This is a genomic window from Ruegeria sp. CF4 (assembly GCF_056537345.1).
Map to the genome: position 1 here is coordinate 78,291 of NZ_JBQFRJ010000006.1, position 19,510 is coordinate 97,800.

Sequence of the window (19,510 nt, forward strand, 5' to 3'; positions counted from 1 at the left end):
TGTTAACAATCTATGTCAACGTTTTTAGTAAACGTATCTGTTGAATTTGTGAACAGAAGTCCAATATATTGTCAGTTAAGAGTAGTACGGCTAAATACGATCGACGTGTATTCCAGCCAAATTGGAACAAGATGACAGACGCCCAGCAAAAACTCGACACCGTTCAAACCGATCCGAATGAGCAATTGATCGTCGACCGTATCTATTCGGCAGTCATGGAACAAAAGCTGGCACCCAGAACCAAGTTGAGCGAACAAACTTTATGTGAAACTTTCGGCGTCGGTCGGATGCGGGTCCGAAGAGCTTTGCTGCTGCTGAGTAGCCAAGGCATTGTCGAACTGCGCTCAAATCGCGGCGCCTTTATTGCCTGCCCGAGTCCTAAGGAAGCCCAGGAGGTTTTCGAAGCTCGCTTGATGATCGAAACGGGCATCGTGCGAGAATTGACACGTGAGATCAGCAGCGCAGGTGTCAATGCGTTGCGAACACATATCGAAAAAGAAGACGAAGCTCGCGCAAGAAACGACAGAACTGAGGTTATCAGACTTTCCGGCGAGTTTCATGTCGAATTGGCTAAATGCCACAATAACGCGGTACTCACACGCGTCGTTAAGGAACTGGCGACCCGATCGTCTCTGATCGTAGCACTGTTCGGCACCCACAAGGATTCATCTTGTCCAGATGATGAGCATGCATCAATCATTGATGCAATCGTGAGTGGCGACCCGCAATCCGCAGAAGACAACATCCGACACCACCTTCTCCATATAAAAAACAGCCTGGATCTGGAGCAAACCCAAAAGGTTGAACCCGATCTTGCTAAGATACTCACCGGGCGCATGTAGTTGGTCGTGCCCAAACTATTAGAGGGGACTACGTCAACGAAGTTGTGGGCGCACTTGTCCTGCGACTTCGGTAAACAGCAGAAAACCGGATGTCATTACACTTGGGAATTGCCGCTGTCGGCGCCAGAACGGCATACATTGATTTAGGCTCGCCTTGGGAGAATGGATGTTGCGATAGCTTCAACGGTCGAATGAGGGATAAACTGCTCAATGGCGAGATATTCCATAACCTGCGCGAAGCGCAGATCGTCATCGAAAATTGAAAAAAGCACTACAACACCAGAAGACCACACATTGCATTGGCTTATCGCCCATCAACGCCAGAACCCATCGTGCCGATAGGCCAAAGGCCGATCATGCACTAACAATCAAATTGGACCCGGCAGATGGGGTCACTCAACCCTGATCCCCCCTGCTGAAATAGTCTTCTGCCATCATTAGCGAACGGAGAATCAAAATGGAAACGAAACGACACAAGCCCGAAGAGATTATCACGAAGCTACGGTAAATTGAGGTGCTTGGGTTGGGCAAAAGAACCGTCCAGTAGCGACCAGGCTCTTTGGCAAAGCGCTGTCGTCAAGTCAATTCCCGAGTAAGATCGTCATCGACAAAAGCGGTGCTGATGCGACCGGCATGCGAGAAGTGAACAGAATTCTGAGGCGATTTGGGTGCCCCGCCAAAGCACAGACAATCAAGCCCCAGTATCTGAGCAACATGATCGAACAGGATCATCGATTCATCAAGCGTCTCATCGGGCACATGTGTGGGTTCAAATCGTTCAGATTTGTCTCGGCTACTTTGGACGGCATCGAAGTCGCGAACATGATCCAGAAGGGCAATTCTCCAGCACTACGACTGCGGGCTTTCGGATGTTTGCTGAGATCGCAGGATAGGTGTGTCCAGTAAGTCGCTGGCGCTGGATGTCACAAAAGTTTGCGACACATCCAGCCTAGGTTCCCTCTTATTATGGCGAGATTGGCATCCTTTATTTCATGGTTGGCGAAACTGGCATTGTCTATGAGGCAAGTTTCGGTCGTGAGTCGCTAGAAGTGGCAGAGGGGTTTTCGGTATTCGATCTCGAACCAGATTGGACGCCAGTCGAGTAGTAAACCAAGGTTCGAGTTTTTCCCGTATAGTTGCTTTCGCCAACGGCGGTACAAATGATTGACTGGGCCAACAAAATTGGCGCAACTATAGAAATTAGCTTTAGGCGAACCATCTTCGAGATCGGCACGGAAGACTGTGATCAAACAAAGAGATATTGAGCACGATGTCGGACAAACGCTGCTGAGATTGAGGCAGGAACGTAATCTGACCCTTTCTGAGTTGGCCACTGCAGCGCAGATTTCAACGTCGATGATCAGCCGTATCGAGAATGGTAGCGTCTCGCCCTCTCTTGGGACGCTTCAGGCTTTGGCGGAGGCAATGGATGTCCCTCTGATGGCATTGTTCGCACATACCGAGGTTTCAGCAGACGTGCATCATGTCAAAGCCTGCGAAGGATTGGCCTCGCGGCGGATCACACAAGGACACGCGCATGACTACCTGTTGCTTGGCAAGCATGGCGGGCCAGGCGGCATGTTTCAATCTGCGAGGATCAGCATCTCGAAAGACCAGTCAGAAACGTTGCCAAGTTATCAGCACGAAGGATACGTCTTTCTGTACCTGATCAAGGGTGATGCAGTGTATCGGTGCGGTACAGAAAACTTTGCCATGACAACCGGCGATACCCTGAGTTTCGATGCCAAATTGCCTCATGGGTTTTCCGAGATCGTGTCAGACAGCATCGAATTCATTACTGTCTCGACACGCCCACAATAATGATGGCCTCACGTTGTCCGCGGACTTTTACAACATAACTTTCCTCGACCATTGTCGGTCGTTACATAATATTTTACTATGAGTAGCCAACCCAAAGAACGACAGCGTTGCCCCATATGAAGATCACATTCAAACAGGTTGACGCGTTTCGTACCGTTGTATCGACCGGAACGGTGACCGAGGCTGCAGCGATGCTTGGGATATCGCAACCGGCGGTCAGTCGGTTGATTTCGGATTTCGAGGCCGAGGTTGGTTTTCAACTGTTCCAACGGTCAGGACGGGTATTGGTGCCCACCGATGAAGCCCGGTTGCTGGTAGAAGAGGTGCGCCAGGCTGTCAGCGGTATGGAGCACATCAAAGACTCGGCCGCTGCAATCGGTAAATTCGGTCATGCCCGGCTGAATCTCGTGATCACGCCGGGGGTCTCTTCTCAACTGGCACCCGATCTACTCGGTGAATTCGCAACCGCTTGGCCGCACGCCATGGCGCGCATGGAAATCGCCCCCAGCGACGATGCGGTCGAATGGATGGTATCCCAGAACTATGATTTTGGGATCACGACGACTGAACCGGCCAATCCCTCTTTCGAAAGCCTTGTTATCCGTGACAGCGATGTGTGCTGCGTGCTGCCCACTGGCCACCGTCTGGCAGATAATACAATCGTGCAGGCGCGGGACTTGGAGGGTGAGAACTTCATATCTTACATGCCGTCTTCACGCTTCCGGTTCGAGATCGATCAGTTTTTTGAAGCAAAAGACATCGCACGGCACATGCAGTACGAAACCCGGACCACCGATGCCGTTTGTCGTCTGGTCGCTCGAGGCCTTGGCGTTTCTGTCGTCGGGGCCAGCCTTGAATACCTCAAGACACTACCCGACTGCGTCGCCCTGCCCTTTGCCGCGCCGCTGACGTTTCGGGCAGTATTGTTCTGGTCCAAGAACAAACCACTCACGGCCGTTGGGCAATCTTTTCTGAACATCGTCCAGACGAAAGTCACCCGCGATTGAGCGCCTCGCGAAATGTTTCGCGGGCCTGCGCACTGTGGATATAGGCGTAGTCTCGCGGGTGCGATTCTCCGGCTTGTATCTCCATTGAAACGAATTGCGGGCCGCTGGCCGACAAGACATGTGGCAGTGACTCTGAGAATTGGTCAAGCGCTGTAAAGCGCTGCACTCCGGCATAGCCCGCGGCCCATGCCATGGCCGCAAAGTCGACGCGTTCAGCACCAGGCAAGGGATGTGATCCGTTTACTTCATACACCCTGTTGGCGGACAGGAAATGATACAAGTTGCTGACCCCGGCATTGGCAATCGTCACAAGCGAGCCGAGGTTCATTAGCAAACTGCCGTCCCCGTCCAGAACGATCACCCGCCGGTCAGGATTTGCCAGCGCCAGCCCCAGACCGTGTGAGGATGCCTGGCCCATCGCTCCGACAGCCACGTAGTTCAGATCGCGCGGGTTCAGCGCCAACCAGTCGAAACAACTTTGGTAGACCGCGACCACGATATCTTCTTCGCGTACATGCGGGATCAATGCCTTAAGAGCCGCGTCTCGATACATGATCATGGGGCCTCCGGCGATCGGCCAATCAAGAAGATATGAGGTCTGGACGCCGCATAGGCAGCCTCAACCATGGACGGAATCTGAGCCTCGTCCCCCGGTGCCTCGATCAAAGAATGCGACAGGTTCATCGCGTCCAGAACCGGCTGGATGATCCGAACACCGTACGCGGCCGATTGATCCGGTAGCAGATGCGGTTCTTTCCCTTGCAGGCCAACCATCATGACGATGGGCAATTCGTAGTCGACACCAATCGCCCGGATCGCATTCAATGAATCCATCAAACCGGTCTGCTGCATCATCAGTATTGCCCGCGTGCCGTTGTAAGACATCGCGCCACAAATACTGACGCCTTCATCTTCCTTGCAGATCCGGGTCAGGCGAAAATCGGGATCGCGCGAGATCGGCCATAACAGACCATCGCTGGTCACTATGTCCGGCAGGGCCACAACTTCACCGATGTGGCACGCTTTGATAGCTGCAATGATAGCGGCCCCGGACACATGCGCCACCGACGGCGCGTCGTTGCGGGATTGCGGTGCAGCGACCATCACGAAGCTCCGTCCAGAAACGCGGCGATCCCGCAACGCGCCGCATGCATTTCATGAGGGTGACCAACGGTGATGCGGATGTAGTCGTGGTAAGCAGCCGAGGCGAATCTGCGCACGGCAACGCCACGTTGTCGCAGAAATCGATCGGCCGCTTCGGCAGATTTTCCTTGGTCCGGGAAGCGAACCAATACGAAATTGGCCTGACTTGGTACAACCTCCAACCCCAGAGCACGCAATTCTGTTTCGATCCAGCGCCGTCCCTGCGCGTTGGCTTGGAAAACCGCCTGCGTATGCGCCTTATCTTCCAACGCGGCGATGGCCGCGGCAACCGAAGGAGACGCAACCGGGAACGTCAACCCGATCCGCCGTACGCTGTCCACAACGTCGCTGGGCCCGTACATCCACCCCACGCGTGCCCCGGCCAGCCCGTATATTTTGGAAAATGTCCGGCACATAACCACATTTTCTGAATCCTCGACCAGCCTGTGTGCAGGCTCGTAATCATGGGCATCGACATATTCTTCGTATGCGGCATCAATGATCAGTAAAACATGGTCGGGCAATGCCGCATGTAGCCGTCGCAACTCGGCCCGGTTCAGGTAGGTTCCAGCCGGGTTTTCGGGATTGGCAAGGTAGACCACGCGCGTACGTTCACTTAGCGCGTCGATCATTCGGTCCACCGACGGCTTGAAGCTGTCATCATCAACAGACACGACCTCGGCATCATTGGCATAGGCGTAGTTGGGCACTTTCAGATAGCCATTGGCGCTGCGGATCAGCTCGGTTCCTGGCCCCAGATACGCGCGGGCCAGCCGTGCCAACAGATCGTCCGATCCCTGCCCGGTTGTGATCCGCGCCGCGTCCAGCCCAAAATGCGCGGCAATGGCAGGGGCCAGAATTTGGTCTGGATTTTCCATGTACCGCTCGACCGAACTAATGGCCGCACAAGCGGCGGCACGCGCGTTCGGGCTCGGGCCAAAAACGTTCTCATTTGAATTCAGCAGAGCCGCTGGCGGTGGCACGTCGTCGGACGCCCCGCCCACCATATGAGGTTTGATTTTTTCGATTCCCGCTTTCGCGCGCGTCAGAGTCATAGAGTTCCTCCGGCAGAGCCAAGGATGGCTTTGCGCCATCGCACTTCATATCACATAACAATAGATTTTTTACAATTCACTTTCAAAAAAATTATGATATGAAGTGGATGCGCCAGCAAAAAGAAATCGGATGACCCGCACAGAATCTCACCAATCTAGTAGGCTGCACCTGACCATCGATCTTGATGCGCCGGGCAGGCAGGTGGGCGATCTGATGCTGAAGTGGTCGGACAATTCGGTGCCGCTGGGCTATCACCCAGTACCGGTGATCAGCCTGAAAGGGCGGCCGGGACCGAGTGTTCTGGTCCTTGGCGGTACGCATGGGGATGAATTCGAAGGACCGGCCGCGATAATGCGGCTCGCGGCGCGCCTGAACTCCGACGAGTTGGCTGGACAGGTGATCCTGATCCCCGGGCTAAGCGCACCGGCGCTGGCGGCTGCGTCCCGTGTCTCTCCGCTGGATGGTCAGAACCTGAACCGTGCCTTTCCCGGAGAAGCCGATGGCGGTCCAACCGCAATGCTGGCGCATTTTGTCGAGACGGTTCTTTTGCCACGCGTGGACGCCGCAATCGACTTGCATTCCGGGGGCAAAGCCTCGGTCTTCGAACCCTGCGCATTAGCCGCCCGTACGCAAGACAAGGCGCTCACCTCCGCCAACATGGATCTTGCCCGTGCCTTTGGATTGCCTTTGATCTGGGTGCTGGGCACACATAATGACAATCGATCTGTAAACTCGGCAGCCGCGCGGACCAACACGCCCATGATCGCGACCGAATTGGGCGGAGGAGGAGGAGTTGATCCCGAAATCACCGATTTGGCTGAAACGGGTTTGCTTCGATGCCTCAGGCATCTGGGAATCTTGCAGGGCGATCAGCCCAAGCAAGTAGCAGCAGAATGCGTGGAGATCGCTGACCCGTCGCAATCGATATACGCCCCCGCGGATGGTTTGTTTGATCGGCGCAGTAGGGCTGGCCAATACGTCGAACGTGGTACACTCGCTGGAAGGTTGCATTTCCCGGCGGAGCCTGAGCGTGCATCAATAGATCTGAACTTCTCTGCCTCGGGGTATGTTCTGGCCCATGGCAACCGGGGCGTGGTCTGCCGCGGCGATCTGCTGGCACTGGTGGCACAACCTGCGGTCGGAGACATTGAATGAGGGCGTACACTCCATTCATCTCGGGCGTGTTTGTGGACTGGAGCGGCGAAATGTTGACCAGCATCGACCCCGCAACAGGTCAAGGGTGGAGCACCATCGCCCGCGGCAATGCCCAAACCGCCGATCAGGCAATCCGAGACGCTGATTACGCCTTTCGCAACGGGCCATGGGCCAAAACGGGCCCAAATGAACGCGCCGATATGCTCGACCGGCTGGCGGATGTTCTGGAACATCGATGGGAAGAGCTTGTAACACCGGAAATCCGCGACAATGGCAAACGGATCACCGAAGTGCGGGGCCAGTTTTCCGGGCTGCACACTTGGTTTCGCTACTTCGCCACCCAAGTGCGCAAGCTGGGACCCGAAGCACAAGCGAACTCCATCCACGGTGTCCACAGCGTCGGCCATCACATTCCCTATGGCGTAGTTGTTGCCATTACGCCGTGGAATTCACCCCTGATGATCCTGGCATGGAAACTGGCCCCGGCCTTGGCGGCGGGCAATACAGTGGTCGTCAAACCATCGGAAATGGCGTCGGCCTCGACTTTGGAATTCGCGCGCCTGGCACATGACGCGGGCTTGCCACCCGGCGTGTTGAACGTCGTCACCGGGCTGGGGCATGAGGTCGGCGAAGCGTTGGTACGGCACCCTTTGACACGTAAAGTCACCTTTACCGGATCAGATCTAGGCGGTCGCAAAGTGGCCGAGGCTGCGGCGGCAGGTGTGATCCCCGCCGTACTGGAACTGGGCGGCAAGTCACCCCAGTTGGTGTTCGCCGATTGCAATCTTGACAACGTGGTCAATGGGATTTTGTCCGGGATCTTCCTGTCCAATGGCCAGACCTGCGTCGCCGGTTCGCGCCTGATCGTCGAGGTCAGTTTGAAAGACACGCTGGTCTCGCGCCTGATCAACCGCGCGCGCGTATTGAAGATGGGCGATCCGATGGACCCTGAAACACAGATCGCACCGCTCGCCAACGAACCCCATCTGCACAAAGTCATCGCGATGATCGAACAAGCCAAAGCCGAAGGGGCCGTTTGTATACTGGACGGGTTGGAATCCACTGCAGGGCGCGACGGGTTCTATGTCGGGCCGACCATATTCGACGGTGTTTCGCCTGAGATGCAGCTTTGGCGGCAAGAGGTCTTCGGCCCTGTACTGGCAGTCACTAGCTTTGAAACCGAAGACGAAGCCATCGCGCTAGCCAATGACAGTGACTACGGTCTGGCCGCAGGGGTCTGGACGACAGACTCCAAGAAAGGCGAACGGGTTGCTGAAGCCATTGCAGCAGGCACGGTTTACATCAACCATTATCGCAGCGTCGATCCCGCCAGCCCCATCGGCGGGATCAAGCTGTCGGGCTATGGCCGTGAGCTTGGTCCCGACGCCATCAAGGATTTTTGCCAAACCAAATCGATCTGGACCGGTGCCAAACCGGTGCCTGATCCCTTCCCCTGACCACTGGCGTGCACGGAGGACGCAATGAACGATCATTTCTCGGCCCCCAAAGGCAATTTCCGCGGCCATGACCAGCAGAATGTCTGGCACGAAACCCCTGACCCTGAGCTGACCGAAGTTGGCCCCGGCACACCTTGCGGTGAGTATCTGCGCCGATTCTGGATGCCAGTTGCGATGACGGACCAGATCGGTGACCTGCCCTATCGCATCCGCATTCTGGGCGAAGATCTGGTTCTGTTTCGCGAAAAGAAAGAGGGCAAACTGGGGCTGACCCATCTGCATTGCTGCCACCGCAACATGAGCCTTGAGTTTGGTATTGTCGAGGAAGGCGGCATTCGCTGCTCCTATCACGGCTGGAAATACGGGCTGGACGGCACCGTTCTGGAAACCCCGTGCGAACCGCCCGCTTCTCAGGTCAAGAAAAAGGCCTGTCTTGGGGCCTATCCGGTGATCGAATACAAGGGCTTGGCCTTTGCCTATATGGGCCCGGCCAGTGAACAGCCGCCCTTCCCGGTGATGGACACGTTTGACGAAGAGGGCGATGAACTGGTGCCCTACCTCATCAAATCCCCCTGCAACTGGCTGCAAGTGATGGAAAACGCCTGGGACCCCTTCCACGTGGTCTACCTGCACACGCTGGCCGTGCGCAGCCAGTTCATCGACGCTTTTGCCGAAATGCCGATGATCGAGTTTCATGAAAGTCAAACCGGCGATTTCTACACCAATGTCCGACGCGTCGAGGATATCGTCTGGGTCCGGATACATGACCACATGCTGCCGTCGTTCACGCAGAATGGGGGTCATTTCCCGGTTCCGGACGGGCCGCGCTATTTCGGGCGCTGCGGGTTGTCGCGCTGGATCACTCCAATTGACGACACCAACACGATGGTCATCGCCTGGCGACATTTTCGGGATGCTGCGGCGAATGACGACCCCAAGGGGCTGACGGACAAAAGCAAGGTTGGCTACGGCATGACAGATTTCTATGGCCAAGACCCGGAACGTCCCTATGAGATGCGCCAGCGTGATCCGGGCGACTACGATGCCTGGGTAAGCCAAGGACCAAAGAACATCCATGCGCGCGAAAACCTCAGCTTTACCGACCGGGGTGTCGCCAAGGCGCGCCGCCTGCTACGCAACGCCATTCGCGCCCTGCAAAACGGTGAACGCCCGCCACAACCCTCCGACAATTTCGCAGACAAGGTGATCCCGACCTATGCCGGGGATACGATGCTGCGCATTCCGTTGCAGGAGGGTCGCGACGATGGGGCGGTGCTGAAAGAGATTTCGCATCAAGTGGCCGAGATCTACAAATCCGGCGACCATCTTCAGGGCGACGCCCGTAGGGCGTTCATCATCGACGCCCTCAAAGACTACGAGGCAAGCTGGTCATGACTACACGCATTCCCCACAACCCCGGCCGCGTTGACTGGTCCGGCGAAAACCCCGGCATCTATCTGAAACGGGATCCCGAACAGGATCATTACGACACGCTGGCGCTGTTCTTTCGGGTGGTTCTGTCGCCCTATGGGCGCGGGAATGCAGCGTTGATCCTGGGTGCTCCGGATCAGGCGCAGGGCTGGCCGCAAGTGCCTAACCTTATCATGACCGACAACCAGCGAATGATGCGCTGGATCGTAGATGGCTGGGTGACCAAAATGCCAACCTTTATCGGCAAGGCCGGGCTAGGCGCAATGACATGGCTGGATTGCGACAGCGTGGAAAAGCGTCCCGGCGACTTGAAATCCCGGTACTCCGAAACCCTGCGCGGATCGGGCGTGACGGTCGAGATGATCTGGCAGGATATGGGCCCGCCTTTGCCAGTTGAGGTGGCCAAGGAAAACTCGGCCACCAAAGCGCATGAGATGTATTCTGTGTTCCTTGAGGCCAAAGCGGCACAGATTGTGGTCAACGGCACCCCCCTGCCCGGTCAGGTTGCCAGCCGCCAGTTCTTTGGTCGCACCATGTCGACCGCGTTTCTCGCCTTCTCTGAGACCTGGGTGACCCCGCAGGAGGATCTGTGATGCCTTTGAATGAACCGATCACCCCCGGCACCGTTGATTGGACCGGCGAAAACCCCGGCATCCTGCTGAAAGACGACAACGACAAATTCTCGGCTATGGCACTGTTTTTTCGCGTGGCATGGTCTCCGGTAGGTCAGGGGCAGGTTTTGCTGCTCTACGGAGCACCGGATCGGATTGAGGGATCGCCTGACGCACCAAACGTGATCCTGAGTGACAATCCAGACCTTACGGCGTTTCTGAAGACCAATTTCATCAGCAAACTGGCCGCTTTCGCCAACGCCCCAGCCTTTGCAACCCTACCCGAGATCGGCGCGCAGGTCGTACGCTCAACCGGTGATCCCATGAGCCATCGCTATACCGAGACCATCGTCGGCGAGAACCTGACAATTGAGCTGATCTGGGAGGGGTTCGAACCACCCCGCGCGCTGGAATTGTCTCCGCATGAGGTCGCCTCGGGCGAGCAGAACATGTTCTCGCTTTTGGTGCCCGCACATTCAGCGCAGATCATCGTCAATGGCCACCCGCTGCCGGGCAAGCTGGGCATACGCGTGCAGGCCGGATACGAGACGACGACTGCATTTCTGTATTTCTCAGAAACTTGGATCATTCCACCAGAGGGCGCGTGATGCTGCATCCGGCCGATCAATTAGCCTTTGACCGGGCAATGGTGACGCAACCGGTCTGGAACCGGTTCAATACGGCATCTGAGGCGCTGGGTCTGGATGAAAATGTGCTTCTGCACGCCGGTCCTGCCTTTGCCAACCCGGATCAGATCACTGTACCGATCCTGAATTCGGCCTGTGTTGCTGCCGTCTGGCAAGGTCTGGCGAAGGATTTTGATCAGGCCGAGGCGATGATCAGCGGGGGTGAGATCGTTTTGAAGCCTGCGCAGGACCACGACGTCGTGACACCTCTGGCTGCCGTGGTCTCGGCCGATATGCCGCTACATACGATCTATGATGCATGGCGCGGGCAGCAACGGGTCTATGCACCGATCAACGCAGGCAGTCGCCCCGCTATGCGGCTGGGGCTGCGGTCCGAGGCGGTTCTGGATCATATCCGATGGCTCAACACCCGGTTTCTGGATGTTTTGGAGAAAGGGCTTGCCGAGGGGATCGCACTGGTACCACTGGCCGTAATCGGCTTGTTGGGCGGGGATGACTGTCACGGGCGTACGCCTGTGGCCGCGCAGGCACTGATTGCAGAACTCAAGGATCGAACGCCCGGCGGGATCAACGATCACGATGTGCTGGCATTCATTAACAGCTCGCCTTCGCTGTTTCTGAACCTATGGATGGCCGCCACCAAGTGCATGATGAAACTGGCCGAAGGGATTGACGGTTCCAGCTTCGTGACGGCGGCAGGCGGCAATGGGCGAGAGGTCGGCATTCAGGTTTCCGGCCTTCCGAACCAATGGTTCACGATTCCAGCCGGCACGCCGAAAGGCACATTCGACGTGGACTTGCCAAAAGACCGAGCCTTGGGCGCGATTGGTGACAGCGCCGTGGTCGAAGCCTTTGGGCTGGGCGCGATGGCCATCGAATTGAGCCCCGAACAGCAAAAAGGGCTTGGTGCCTATCTGCCCGATGACGCACAAGCGCGCATGTCGGGCCTATCGGTTGGGGCGCACCCTTACTTCCGAGCGTTGGATGTAAGGTTGGGCAGCACGGCGCGCGGTGCCGTTACGCAGGGGTCGGGGCCAGTGATCGGCTTAGGTATCCTTGACCGGCTGGGTCAAGCCGGACGGTTGGGTGGTGGCATCTACGACATGCCCGTCACACCGTTTGCAGCAGCGTTGAAAGCGTTGGAGGCATGATCGCGCTGAATCAACACTCTGCCCATGTGCTTGCCGCGATGATCCAGCGGGGTGAGGTGAAACCGTCCGAGGTGATGGCCGCACATCTGGACCGGATCAAAGATCGTGAACCTGTCATCGGGGCCTTCCAGACCCTCGATGCGGCGCGCGCCATGGAGCGGGCCTATGCCGCCGATGCACTCCCCTCTGGCGGCGCGCTCCATGGCGTGCCTTTTGTGATCAAGGACATCATCGACACAGACGAAATGCCAACAGGGTGGGGCAGCGACCTGTATGCCAGGCGGAGCCCAGAGCGCAATGCGGCCTGTGTACAGGCCTTTCTAGACGCCGGTGCAATACCGATCGGTAAATCCGTCACTACCGAATTTGCCTATTTCAGACCGGGCAAGACCGCCAACCCGGCCAACCCAGCACACACTCCTGGTGGATCGTCATCCGGCTCGGCCGCGGCTGTGGCCGATTTCATGACACCGCTCGCATTCGGGTCTCAAACGGCCGCGTCGCTGATCCGACCTGCCGCCTATTGCGGGGTATGCGGGTTCAAGCCAACGACCGGGCGGTATGATCTGACGGGTGTCATGGGTCTGTCTGAAAGCCTTGATACGCTGGGTATTCTGACCCGTGACCCTCGGGACCTGGCTCTGTCCGACGCTGTGCTACGCGGTACAGACCTGCGTCCGCCACCTGAGTTCGATGATGCTCTGCCCCGGATCAGCCTAATGCGCGGCCCATATTGGCAGGACGGCTCAGTCGAAATGCGGGACACCTGCATCCGCGCCCTGGACGCCCTTGCCGCCACAGGCGCTGAGGTCGGAGAGATCGCCCACCCGCCTGTTTTTTCCGAACTCACTCAGGCTCAGATCGCTGTTATGGGGTACGAGGTCGCGCGACAACGCGCGACGGAGTACGCGGTCGGCGTTCCCGGTATCAGCCCGCAGTTTCATGAGCTTGTCACCGCAGGTTTGGCAGTCAGCGACAGGGAATACCGTGCAGCTCTGGACCTGCGGGACCGTGCAGATGCGATGCTGGATCAAATGTTCCGCGACATAGATGCGCTTTTGGTTCCCTCTGCGCCCGGACCGGCCCCTATGGGATTGGAGGCGACCGGAGATCCGCTTTATTCTCGCATGTGGAACCTGTTGCAAGTGCCGTCGGTGGCGCTGCCCTTTGGGACCGATCAAAACGGGCTGCCACTAGGCATTCAACTGATCGGACGAAAAGGTGGTGATGCCCGCCTATTAGATACCGCGGCCTGGGTTCACCAACATCTATCGCGATTAGCCATCACGGGATCAGCGGCAACAGCACGGCGAGCGAGACCGGAATGCTGACGGCGGCAATCAGCGTCTGTAGCGTAACAATAGCCGCCATCAGCGGTGCATCACCACCCAGTTGCTTGGCCAGCGTGTAGGACGAGGCACCTGTCGGCACGACCGAATAGACGACCGCAATCTGCAGCACATCGCGTGGCAGCCCGGTCAGCAAGCCGATCACCAGGACCGCCACAGGAAACACAACCATCTTGCCCGCAAAGGCAAGGATCAAAGGCAGCGTGCTGGCAGCCATAGCACGAACCCTCAGATTGGCCCCCACCGCAAGCAAGGTAATCGGCAAAGCCCCCGCCCCCAAAACATCCGTTACATCATGCACGACCGCGATCCTGTCCCCGATCAACTGGTTGGCGCAAACCGCCAGAAAGATCGAGATCACGTATGGATTGCGCGCCAGTTCTCGCAAAATGGCGATGGGCAGGCTATTGGCGCGGTCGCTTTTCAGCGCACCGACCATCAAGATGACCATCACGATATTGGTCGTCGGCACCAATATCGCCGTTGCAAGAATAGCGATGTCCAGTGCCGCCGGCCCGTACAGATTGGCCGCCAGTGCAAGACCAATGAATGAATTGTGCCGCGCGCTGCCTTGCAAAATCGAAGTCGCCTGAGGCGGTGCGAACCCCAGCAGACGGGCGGAGACAACTGCAAACACAAGTGCCGCCACAAACCCGCCCAGAATAGCCATCGAATAAAGCCCCAAAGCCGACTTGTCCAAAGGTGACAGTGAGATTTTGCTGAACAAAAGGCAGGGCATCAGAACCCAATAGACAAGCTTGTCATTCAGGTTCCAGAAATCGGTACTGGGAATACCGCCTTTGCGCAGGGCAAGCCCCAGCGCAATGATCAGGAAGATCGGCAGGATTGAGGTCAGCGTCATCAGCATTGCGGCATCTCTTTCACCCCGGTGATTACCGATCCGCTGTGCCGCCCCGCGCCTGTTGGGTCAAGCCATGGCCCGCGCCAGATAGTCGTCGATCATGTCACCAAAGCTCTGTTCGACCGCGAACTCGAACCCGTCCTGATACCGCATCACCAGTGCCTTGAGGCCAAAAACCTCGGAATAGGTCACTGCATCCGGTCCGAACACGCTGTCATGCAGGTCCAGCGGGCAGGCAATCGCCATGATCTCGGCCGCATCGGGACCAGTAACGCGGAAAAAGGTCATCGTGTCCGAAACCCGAACGATACTGATATCAGCCGGGCAGTCCGTGGGTTTCAACTGGGCCTCCAGAGCCTCTTCCCGCGCCAGCGGCGCTCGGGCGATCCAATGATCACGACCGACATAGAAAAGCTCCGTCCCCTCTTCTTCCGTCCGGTGATTGGCACGGTCCGGAAAACCCGGCAATGTATCGCAAACCCAGGCCCCGACCGCCTCAGCCGCTCCCTTGAGGTCGAACAACGCGGTCAGCCCGCAGCGTTGAACCGTAACATCGTAGCTCATCTCAGGACCTCAGCAGTTTGCCTTCGGGATCGTGGAACACCGGTTTCGTCACCTTGACCGGGATCACATCATCCTTCAGCCGGACATGGGCGGTTTCGCCCTGACGCGCATGGCCGTTTTCCAACAGCGCCAGCCCGACCCAGCGGTTGTTCACAACGCTCCAAACACAGGCCGTGACCAGCCCGTCTGTCGCCTCTTTCCGGCCTCCCGGCGTCAGGGGCGCGCCTTCTGGGATTTGTCGGTCGGGATCTTCTGGCAGGATGCCCACCAACTCGCGCCGTGGCGCACCGCGCGATCGGCGCAGCGCAATCGACCGTTTGCCCAGATAATCCGACTTTTTCTTGGACATCGCCCAACCCATACCCAGATCATAGGCATCGACGGTCCCGTCAACCTCGTGTCCCAGTGACAAAAACCCTTTTTCGACCCGCAGCACATGGCTGGATTCCGACCCTACAGGCAGAATGCCAAAGGGCGTGCCGGCTTCCATCACCTTTTCCCACAGCTCGGCCATGTGGCGGGGGGCGACATTCACCTCAAAGGACAGCTCTCCGGTAAAACTTACGCGCACGACCCGAGCCGGCACTCCGGCGACAGTGCCTTCGCGGAAGGACATGAACGGAAACGCCTCGGGTGAGAGGTCAATATCGGTGCCAAGCGCCTGCATCACTTCACGCGCTTTGGGGCCGCATATGGTGGCATTGTTCCACTGGCTGGTGACCGTAGTGATCATCACCTGCCAATCGGGAAACTCGGTCTGCAGCAGTTTCTCCATATGCTGGTTCACCGCATCCGCATGGCCGGTCGAAGTCGAGATTAGCCAGCGATGCTCATCCAGCCGAAAGGCAACGCCATCATCCAGGATCAAGCCATCCTCAGTCAGCATCAAGCCATACCGCCCATCACCCGGTTTCAGGCTGGACATGATGTTGGAGTAGACGAAATCCAGGAATTTCGGAACGTCTCGCCCTTTCAATTCGAACGTCCCCAGCGGCGAGCCGTCATAGACACCCACGCCCTCACGCACGGCACGACATTCGCGATTCACCGCCTCTTGCAGACCTTCGTTGGGTTTCGGAAAATACCCCGGACGCCGCCAGCGGGCACCGGCTTCGTACATCACCGCACCATTATCCTTGTTCCACTGGGTCACAGGGGTATGACGATATGGGAACAGCCCCCAACCTTCGCGCAATCCGCCAATCGCACCGAAAGAAACCGGCGTGTAGGGCGAGCGGAAGGTGGTCGTGCCAACCTCTTGCAGCGGCAGACCTTTTTCCATCGCGACAGTGCCGATGATGTTGATATTGCCGGTCTTGCCTTGATCAATGCCCATGCCACCGGTTGTATAGCGTTTGACATGTTCGACATTGTCATAGCCTTCGCGCAGGGCCAGATGCACATCACTGACCGACACATCATTCTGAACGTCCAGAAACGCCTTGCCCCGCTGACCGGGAACACCCACCCGCCAAAGCGGTTCAATCGCATAGGTAAGGTCTTCACCCCCATCGACAATCCGATCAAGCGTCAGATTGCCCGCCGCCGCGCCCACGGCTCGACAGGCCTGCGCTGCCTGATCGGGACAGAAGGCCGCCAGATCCTCGTCAAACCGGAGCGTGCTACGGGACTGAGACCACAGATGCACCGTTGGGCTCCACCCGCCGGAACACGCCAGCAGGTCGCAGTCGATCCAAACTCCTGCCCCACCGGTTTTGGGCACAGCCCTTACGGCGCGGACACTCTTGTGCCCACGAACCTCGCTGACGACGGTCGCGACATGCACTGTGACCCCGGACACCAGATCCAACGCCGCCTGTGGCACCTTGTTACGACTGTCAAGGATCACCTCGACCGTGACGCCTGCGGCAGCCAAATCAGCGGCCACTGCATAAGCGCTGTTGTTGTTGGTAAACAGCACCACGCGTTGTCCGGGCATCACGCCCCAACGATTCACATATGCCTGCACGGAAGAGGCAAGCATCACGCCGGGGCGATCATTGTCGCCGAATACCATCGCACGTTCGGTGGCCCCGGTTGCGATCACAACCTCGGCTGCACGAACCCGCCAACTACGTTCGAGGATCCCATCCTGTTCGGGGTCACGCTCATTGACAATCATCAGATTATGCTCGCGATAAGCCCAGACAGTTGCATTTTGCAGATGGGTCACGTTCTGCATCCCGTCTAACTCGGACACCGCATCGGCCACCCAATCCATTGCCGGGCGGCTCCCGATGGTCAGGTTCCGATTGAGCAGGCTACCGCCAGCCTCGGTCCCCTCATCCGCCAGAAACACCCGCTTGCCCGCACGCCCTGCCTCAAGCGCTGCTTGCAATCCGGCGGGACCCGCCCCGGCGATCAGCACGTCGGCATGGGCATGCCGTGCCTCGAAATGACCCTTGGACGGAGGTTTGGACGGAGCAGCAGCCAGACCGGCGGCCTTGCGGATCGACGGTTCAAACAGGTGCCAGTTGGGCCATTTGAATGTCTTGTAGTAAAACCCGGCCGGGATGAAGCGTGTGAACAGCTGGTTGATACCACCCAGATCGAACTCGGGTGAAGGCCAGCAATTGACCGACCTTGCACTCAGGCCGTCGCGCAGCGGTACGGTGGTCGCAGGGCGGTTGCCCGAGGCATCATTGCCATCCAGTTCCACTAGAGTCGCGGGTTCCTCGGGGCCGTGACCCATGATCCCGCGCGGGCGGTGATATTTGAAACTGCGCGCGGTGACACGAACACCGTTGGCCAGCAGAGCCGATGCGAGCGTATCCCCTTCGTAACCCTCATAAGGCTTGCCGTTGAACGTAAACCGCACAGGGCGGTTTCGGTCGATACGCCCACCCGAAGCGCGGCGGTTACTCTGTGCCATCGGGTGCCTCCACAATGTCATGGGTCCGGGTGTCGCGCCAGATCGTGAACCATTCACCGCACCCGCGCGCGTGCCACCATTTTTCTTGGACCGGCCCCAGCGGATTTGGCGTTACAGTCAGATATTCGACCCATTCTGCATCGCTGACCGCATTGGGGTCGGGACGATCCGCCCCAACCGGTCCCCCATAGATGAATTCGCTTTCATTACGCTTGCCACAGAACGGGCAGGTTATAAGCAACATGATCCGTCCTTTCCTATCGCGCAGTGGTGGTGCCAGCTTCCATTACGAAATCCAGATACCGGAACCGACCGAGCGTGAAGGGCGCCATCAGCGGGTGCGGTTGTTCCTTGGCAACCAGATGCGCCAGTGTCAGTCCGCCCGCCGGGATCGCCTTGTACCCGCCCCACCATCCGGCGGTGACGAACAGGCCCGGAACTTCGGTCTGGTCCATGATGGGTGAGGCATCATGCGCAATATCCAGATGCCCGCCCCATTGCCGCATCAGCTTGAGCTTTTTGAAACTTGGGAACAGAGACAGCATCGCGGTCACTGTATCCTCGAAGACGTGCTGTTTGATGTCGCGGCGAAAGCTCTGCCCCATATCGGGTGCCCCGCCAATTACCAATTCGCCCTTGTCGGACTGGCTGAAATAGAACCCACTATCGGGGCAGTTCACGATCACATCGACCAGAGGCTTCACCGGCTCGGACACAAATGCCGTCAGGTTTATCGTCCGCAAAGGCAGCTTCAGCCCAACCGTCTCGGTCAGCGTTGTCGTATGTCCCGAAACGGCCACCACCACCTTGTTTGCCTTAACGACGCCGCGATTTGTCTCAACCCCTTCGATCCTGCCATCTGCCCCGCGTATCAGGGATTGCACTGCGGTTTGCTGGTGAATTTCAACCCCGCGCGCGTCCGCCGCGCGCGCATAGCCCCATGCCACGGCGTCATGCCGGTTCACACCCGCATCCGTATGCACCATCCCGCAGATCACCGGCAGGCGTGCATCAGGCCCACCCCCAGTCAGCGCCGGAATGCGTCGGCGCAATTCCTCGGTCGTGATTTGCTCATAGGTCGAGCCGTAAATATCCATCGTCAACTGCCGCCTGCGCAACTCACGCAGTTTGGGCCAGGTCTGCACTACATCCACCATGGTGCGCTTTGAGTGCATCATGTTGAAGTTCAGCTCATCCGTGAGCCCTTCGTACATGGCAACGGATTTGACGTAGAACGGAATCGACTCGTCCCGCATGTAATTCGAGCGGATCGTGACGGTGTTGCGGGCGATGTTTCCGCCCCCAAGCCAGCCGCGCTCAAGCACCGCAACGTTTGTGATGCCGAATTCCTTGGCCAGATAGTAGGCGGTTGCCAGCCCGTGGCCCCCCGCCCCGATCACAACCACATCATACTGATCTTTCAGCGGTGGGCTGCGCCAGGCCAGTTGCCAGTTACGGTGGCCGGACAGCGCATTCCGGGCAAGAGAGAAGATGGAGTATCTTTGCATGATAGTAATAATATTTATTAATATGCACTTTTCG

At 57.8% G+C, this 19,510-nt stretch carries 19 protein-coding genes and 2 pseudogenes; 13 read left to right on the forward strand and 8 right to left on the reverse strand.

The features are described 5' to 3' along the window. Positions 1 to 131 precede the first annotated feature (131 nt). The 6 genes and pseudogenes from ACR0NF_RS13975 to ACR0NF_RS14000 all read left to right on the forward strand — a co-directional run bounded on the left by ACR0NF_RS13975 (position 132) and on the right by ACR0NF_RS14000 (position 3,670). Positions 132 to 842, forward strand: coding sequence for a GntR family transcriptional regulator (locus ACR0NF_RS13975; RefSeq protein WP_480472230.1), 711 nt, complete (start codon positions 132 to 134; stop codon positions 840 to 842). Between the two features lie 107 nt (positions 843 to 949). Further along, a pseudogene (locus ACR0NF_RS13980) lies at positions 950 to 1,207 on the forward strand (integrase core domain-containing protein); the annotation flags it as partial. Positions 1,208 to 1,412: 205 nt separating this feature from the next. Then, the gene (locus tag ACR0NF_RS13985; protein ID WP_480778494.1) at positions 1,413 to 1,748 is read left to right on the forward strand and encodes a DDE-type integrase/transposase/recombinase; all 336 of its coding nucleotides are present in this window, start codon (positions 1,413 to 1,415) and stop codon (positions 1,746 to 1,748) included. Between the two features lie 62 nt (positions 1,749 to 1,810). Next, positions 1,811 to 1,948 (forward strand): annotated as a pseudogene (locus ACR0NF_RS13990) (DUF2950 family protein); the annotation flags it as partial. A gap of 136 nt (positions 1,949 to 2,084) precedes the next feature. After that, positions 2,085 to 2,663, forward strand: coding sequence for a helix-turn-helix domain-containing protein (locus tag ACR0NF_RS13995; RefSeq protein ID WP_480472229.1), 579 nt, complete (start codon positions 2,085 to 2,087; stop codon positions 2,661 to 2,663). A 116-nt stretch (positions 2,664 to 2,779) separates the two neighbouring features. Next, complete coding sequence (locus tag ACR0NF_RS14000) at positions 2,780 to 3,670, forward strand: LysR substrate-binding domain-containing protein (RefSeq protein ID WP_480660943.1); 891 nt, start codon at positions 2,780 to 2,782, stop codon at positions 3,668 to 3,670. On the opposite strand, the gene ACR0NF_RS14005 is transcribed toward ACR0NF_RS14000, so the two are convergent. From ACR0NF_RS14005 to ACR0NF_RS14015, 3 genes are read right to left on the reverse strand one after another with little or no spacing between them, the layout of a single operon-like run. After that, on the reverse strand, positions 3,657 to 4,229 hold the full coding sequence (locus ACR0NF_RS14005) for a thiamine pyrophosphate-dependent enzyme (RefSeq protein ID WP_480472227.1): 573 nt from the start codon (positions 4,227 to 4,229) through the stop codon (positions 3,657 to 3,659). The two genes, ACR0NF_RS14000 and ACR0NF_RS14005, sit on opposite strands and share 14 nt — an antisense overlap. After that, positions 4,226 to 4,774, reverse strand: a complete 549-nt coding sequence (locus tag ACR0NF_RS14010) for a decarboxylase (RefSeq protein ID WP_480472226.1) — start codon at positions 4,772 to 4,774, stop codon at positions 4,226 to 4,228. Before ACR0NF_RS14010 ends, ACR0NF_RS14005 begins: the two co-directional genes overlap by 4 nt. Next, on the reverse strand, positions 4,774 to 5,868 hold the full coding sequence (locus ACR0NF_RS14015) for a pyridoxal phosphate-dependent aminotransferase (protein WP_480472225.1): 1,095 nt from the start codon (positions 5,866 to 5,868) through the stop codon (positions 4,774 to 4,776). The genes ACR0NF_RS14010 and ACR0NF_RS14015 overlap by 1 nt, the downstream gene beginning before the upstream one ends. Positions 5,869 to 5,998: 130 nt before the next feature. Between ACR0NF_RS14015 and ACR0NF_RS14020 the strand changes: the two genes are divergently transcribed. The 7 genes from ACR0NF_RS14020 to ACR0NF_RS14050 are packed head-to-tail and all read left to right on the forward strand — an operon-like array spanning position 5,999 to position 13,652. Next, entirely contained in the window at positions 5,999 to 7,024 is a 1,026-nt protein-coding gene (locus tag ACR0NF_RS14020; protein WP_480472224.1) for a succinylglutamate desuccinylase/aspartoacylase family protein, read from the forward strand. Then, positions 7,021 to 8,481: an aldehyde dehydrogenase gene (locus ACR0NF_RS14025; RefSeq protein WP_480472223.1), complete on the forward strand. Its 1,461-nt coding sequence runs from the start codon at positions 7,021 to 7,023 to the stop codon at positions 8,479 to 8,481. Before ACR0NF_RS14020 ends, ACR0NF_RS14025 begins: the two co-directional genes overlap by 4 nt. 24 nt (positions 8,482 to 8,505) lie before the next feature. Continuing rightward, positions 8,506 to 9,876 (forward strand): Rieske 2Fe-2S domain-containing protein, encoded by a 1,371-nt coding sequence (locus ACR0NF_RS14030; RefSeq protein ID WP_480472222.1) that lies wholly within the window; start codon positions 8,506 to 8,508, stop codon positions 9,874 to 9,876. Next, positions 9,873 to 10,505: a hypothetical protein gene (locus tag ACR0NF_RS14035; protein WP_480778444.1), complete on the forward strand. Its 633-nt coding sequence runs from the start codon at positions 9,873 to 9,875 to the stop codon at positions 10,503 to 10,505. Before ACR0NF_RS14030 ends, ACR0NF_RS14035 begins: the two co-directional genes overlap by 4 nt. Further along, positions 10,505 to 11,131: a hypothetical protein gene (locus ACR0NF_RS14040; RefSeq protein ID WP_480778445.1), complete on the forward strand. Its 627-nt coding sequence runs from the start codon at positions 10,505 to 10,507 to the stop codon at positions 11,129 to 11,131. Before ACR0NF_RS14035 ends, ACR0NF_RS14040 begins: the two co-directional genes overlap by 1 nt. Further along, positions 11,131 to 12,321 carry a YlbE family protein gene (locus tag ACR0NF_RS14045; protein WP_480778446.1) on the forward strand — a complete coding sequence of 397 codons (1,191 nt, stop codon included), beginning with the start codon at positions 11,131 to 11,133 and terminating at the stop codon, positions 12,319 to 12,321. The genes ACR0NF_RS14040 and ACR0NF_RS14045 overlap by 1 nt, the downstream gene beginning before the upstream one ends. Further along, the gene (locus ACR0NF_RS14050) at positions 12,318 to 13,652 is read left to right on the forward strand and encodes an amidase (protein ID WP_480778447.1); all 1,335 of its coding nucleotides are present in this window, start codon (positions 12,318 to 12,320) and stop codon (positions 13,650 to 13,652) included. The genes ACR0NF_RS14045 and ACR0NF_RS14050 overlap by 4 nt, the downstream gene beginning before the upstream one ends. Here the strand turns inward: ACR0NF_RS14050 and ACR0NF_RS14055 are convergent. The 5 genes from ACR0NF_RS14055 to ACR0NF_RS14075 are packed head-to-tail and all read right to left on the reverse strand — an operon-like array spanning position 13,606 to position 19,476. Beyond that, complete coding sequence (locus ACR0NF_RS14055) at positions 13,606 to 14,538, reverse strand: AEC family transporter (protein WP_480472217.1); 933 nt, start codon at positions 14,536 to 14,538, stop codon at positions 13,606 to 13,608. The two genes, ACR0NF_RS14050 and ACR0NF_RS14055, sit on opposite strands and share 47 nt — an antisense overlap. 60 nt (positions 14,539 to 14,598) lie before the next feature. Then, a complete protein-coding gene (locus tag ACR0NF_RS14060; RefSeq protein WP_480472216.1) occupies positions 14,599 to 15,096 on the reverse strand; it encodes a sarcosine oxidase subunit gamma family protein in 498 nt (165 codons plus the stop codon). A gap of 1 nt (position 15,097) precedes the next feature. Beyond that, complete coding sequence (locus ACR0NF_RS14065) at positions 15,098 to 17,968, reverse strand: 2Fe-2S iron-sulfur cluster-binding protein (protein WP_480778448.1); 2,871 nt, start codon at positions 17,966 to 17,968, stop codon at positions 15,098 to 15,100. Next, complete coding sequence (locus ACR0NF_RS14070; RefSeq protein ID WP_480472214.1) at positions 17,955 to 18,212, reverse strand: sarcosine oxidase subunit delta; 258 nt, start codon at positions 18,210 to 18,212, stop codon at positions 17,955 to 17,957. Before ACR0NF_RS14070 ends, ACR0NF_RS14065 begins: the two co-directional genes overlap by 14 nt. Before the next feature lie 13 nt (positions 18,213 to 18,225). Beyond that, positions 18,226 to 19,476 carry an FAD-dependent oxidoreductase gene (locus ACR0NF_RS14075; protein WP_480472213.1) on the reverse strand — a complete coding sequence of 417 codons (1,251 nt, stop codon included), beginning with the start codon at positions 19,474 to 19,476 and terminating at the stop codon, positions 18,226 to 18,228. Between the last annotated feature and the right edge of the window lie 34 nt (positions 19,477 to 19,510).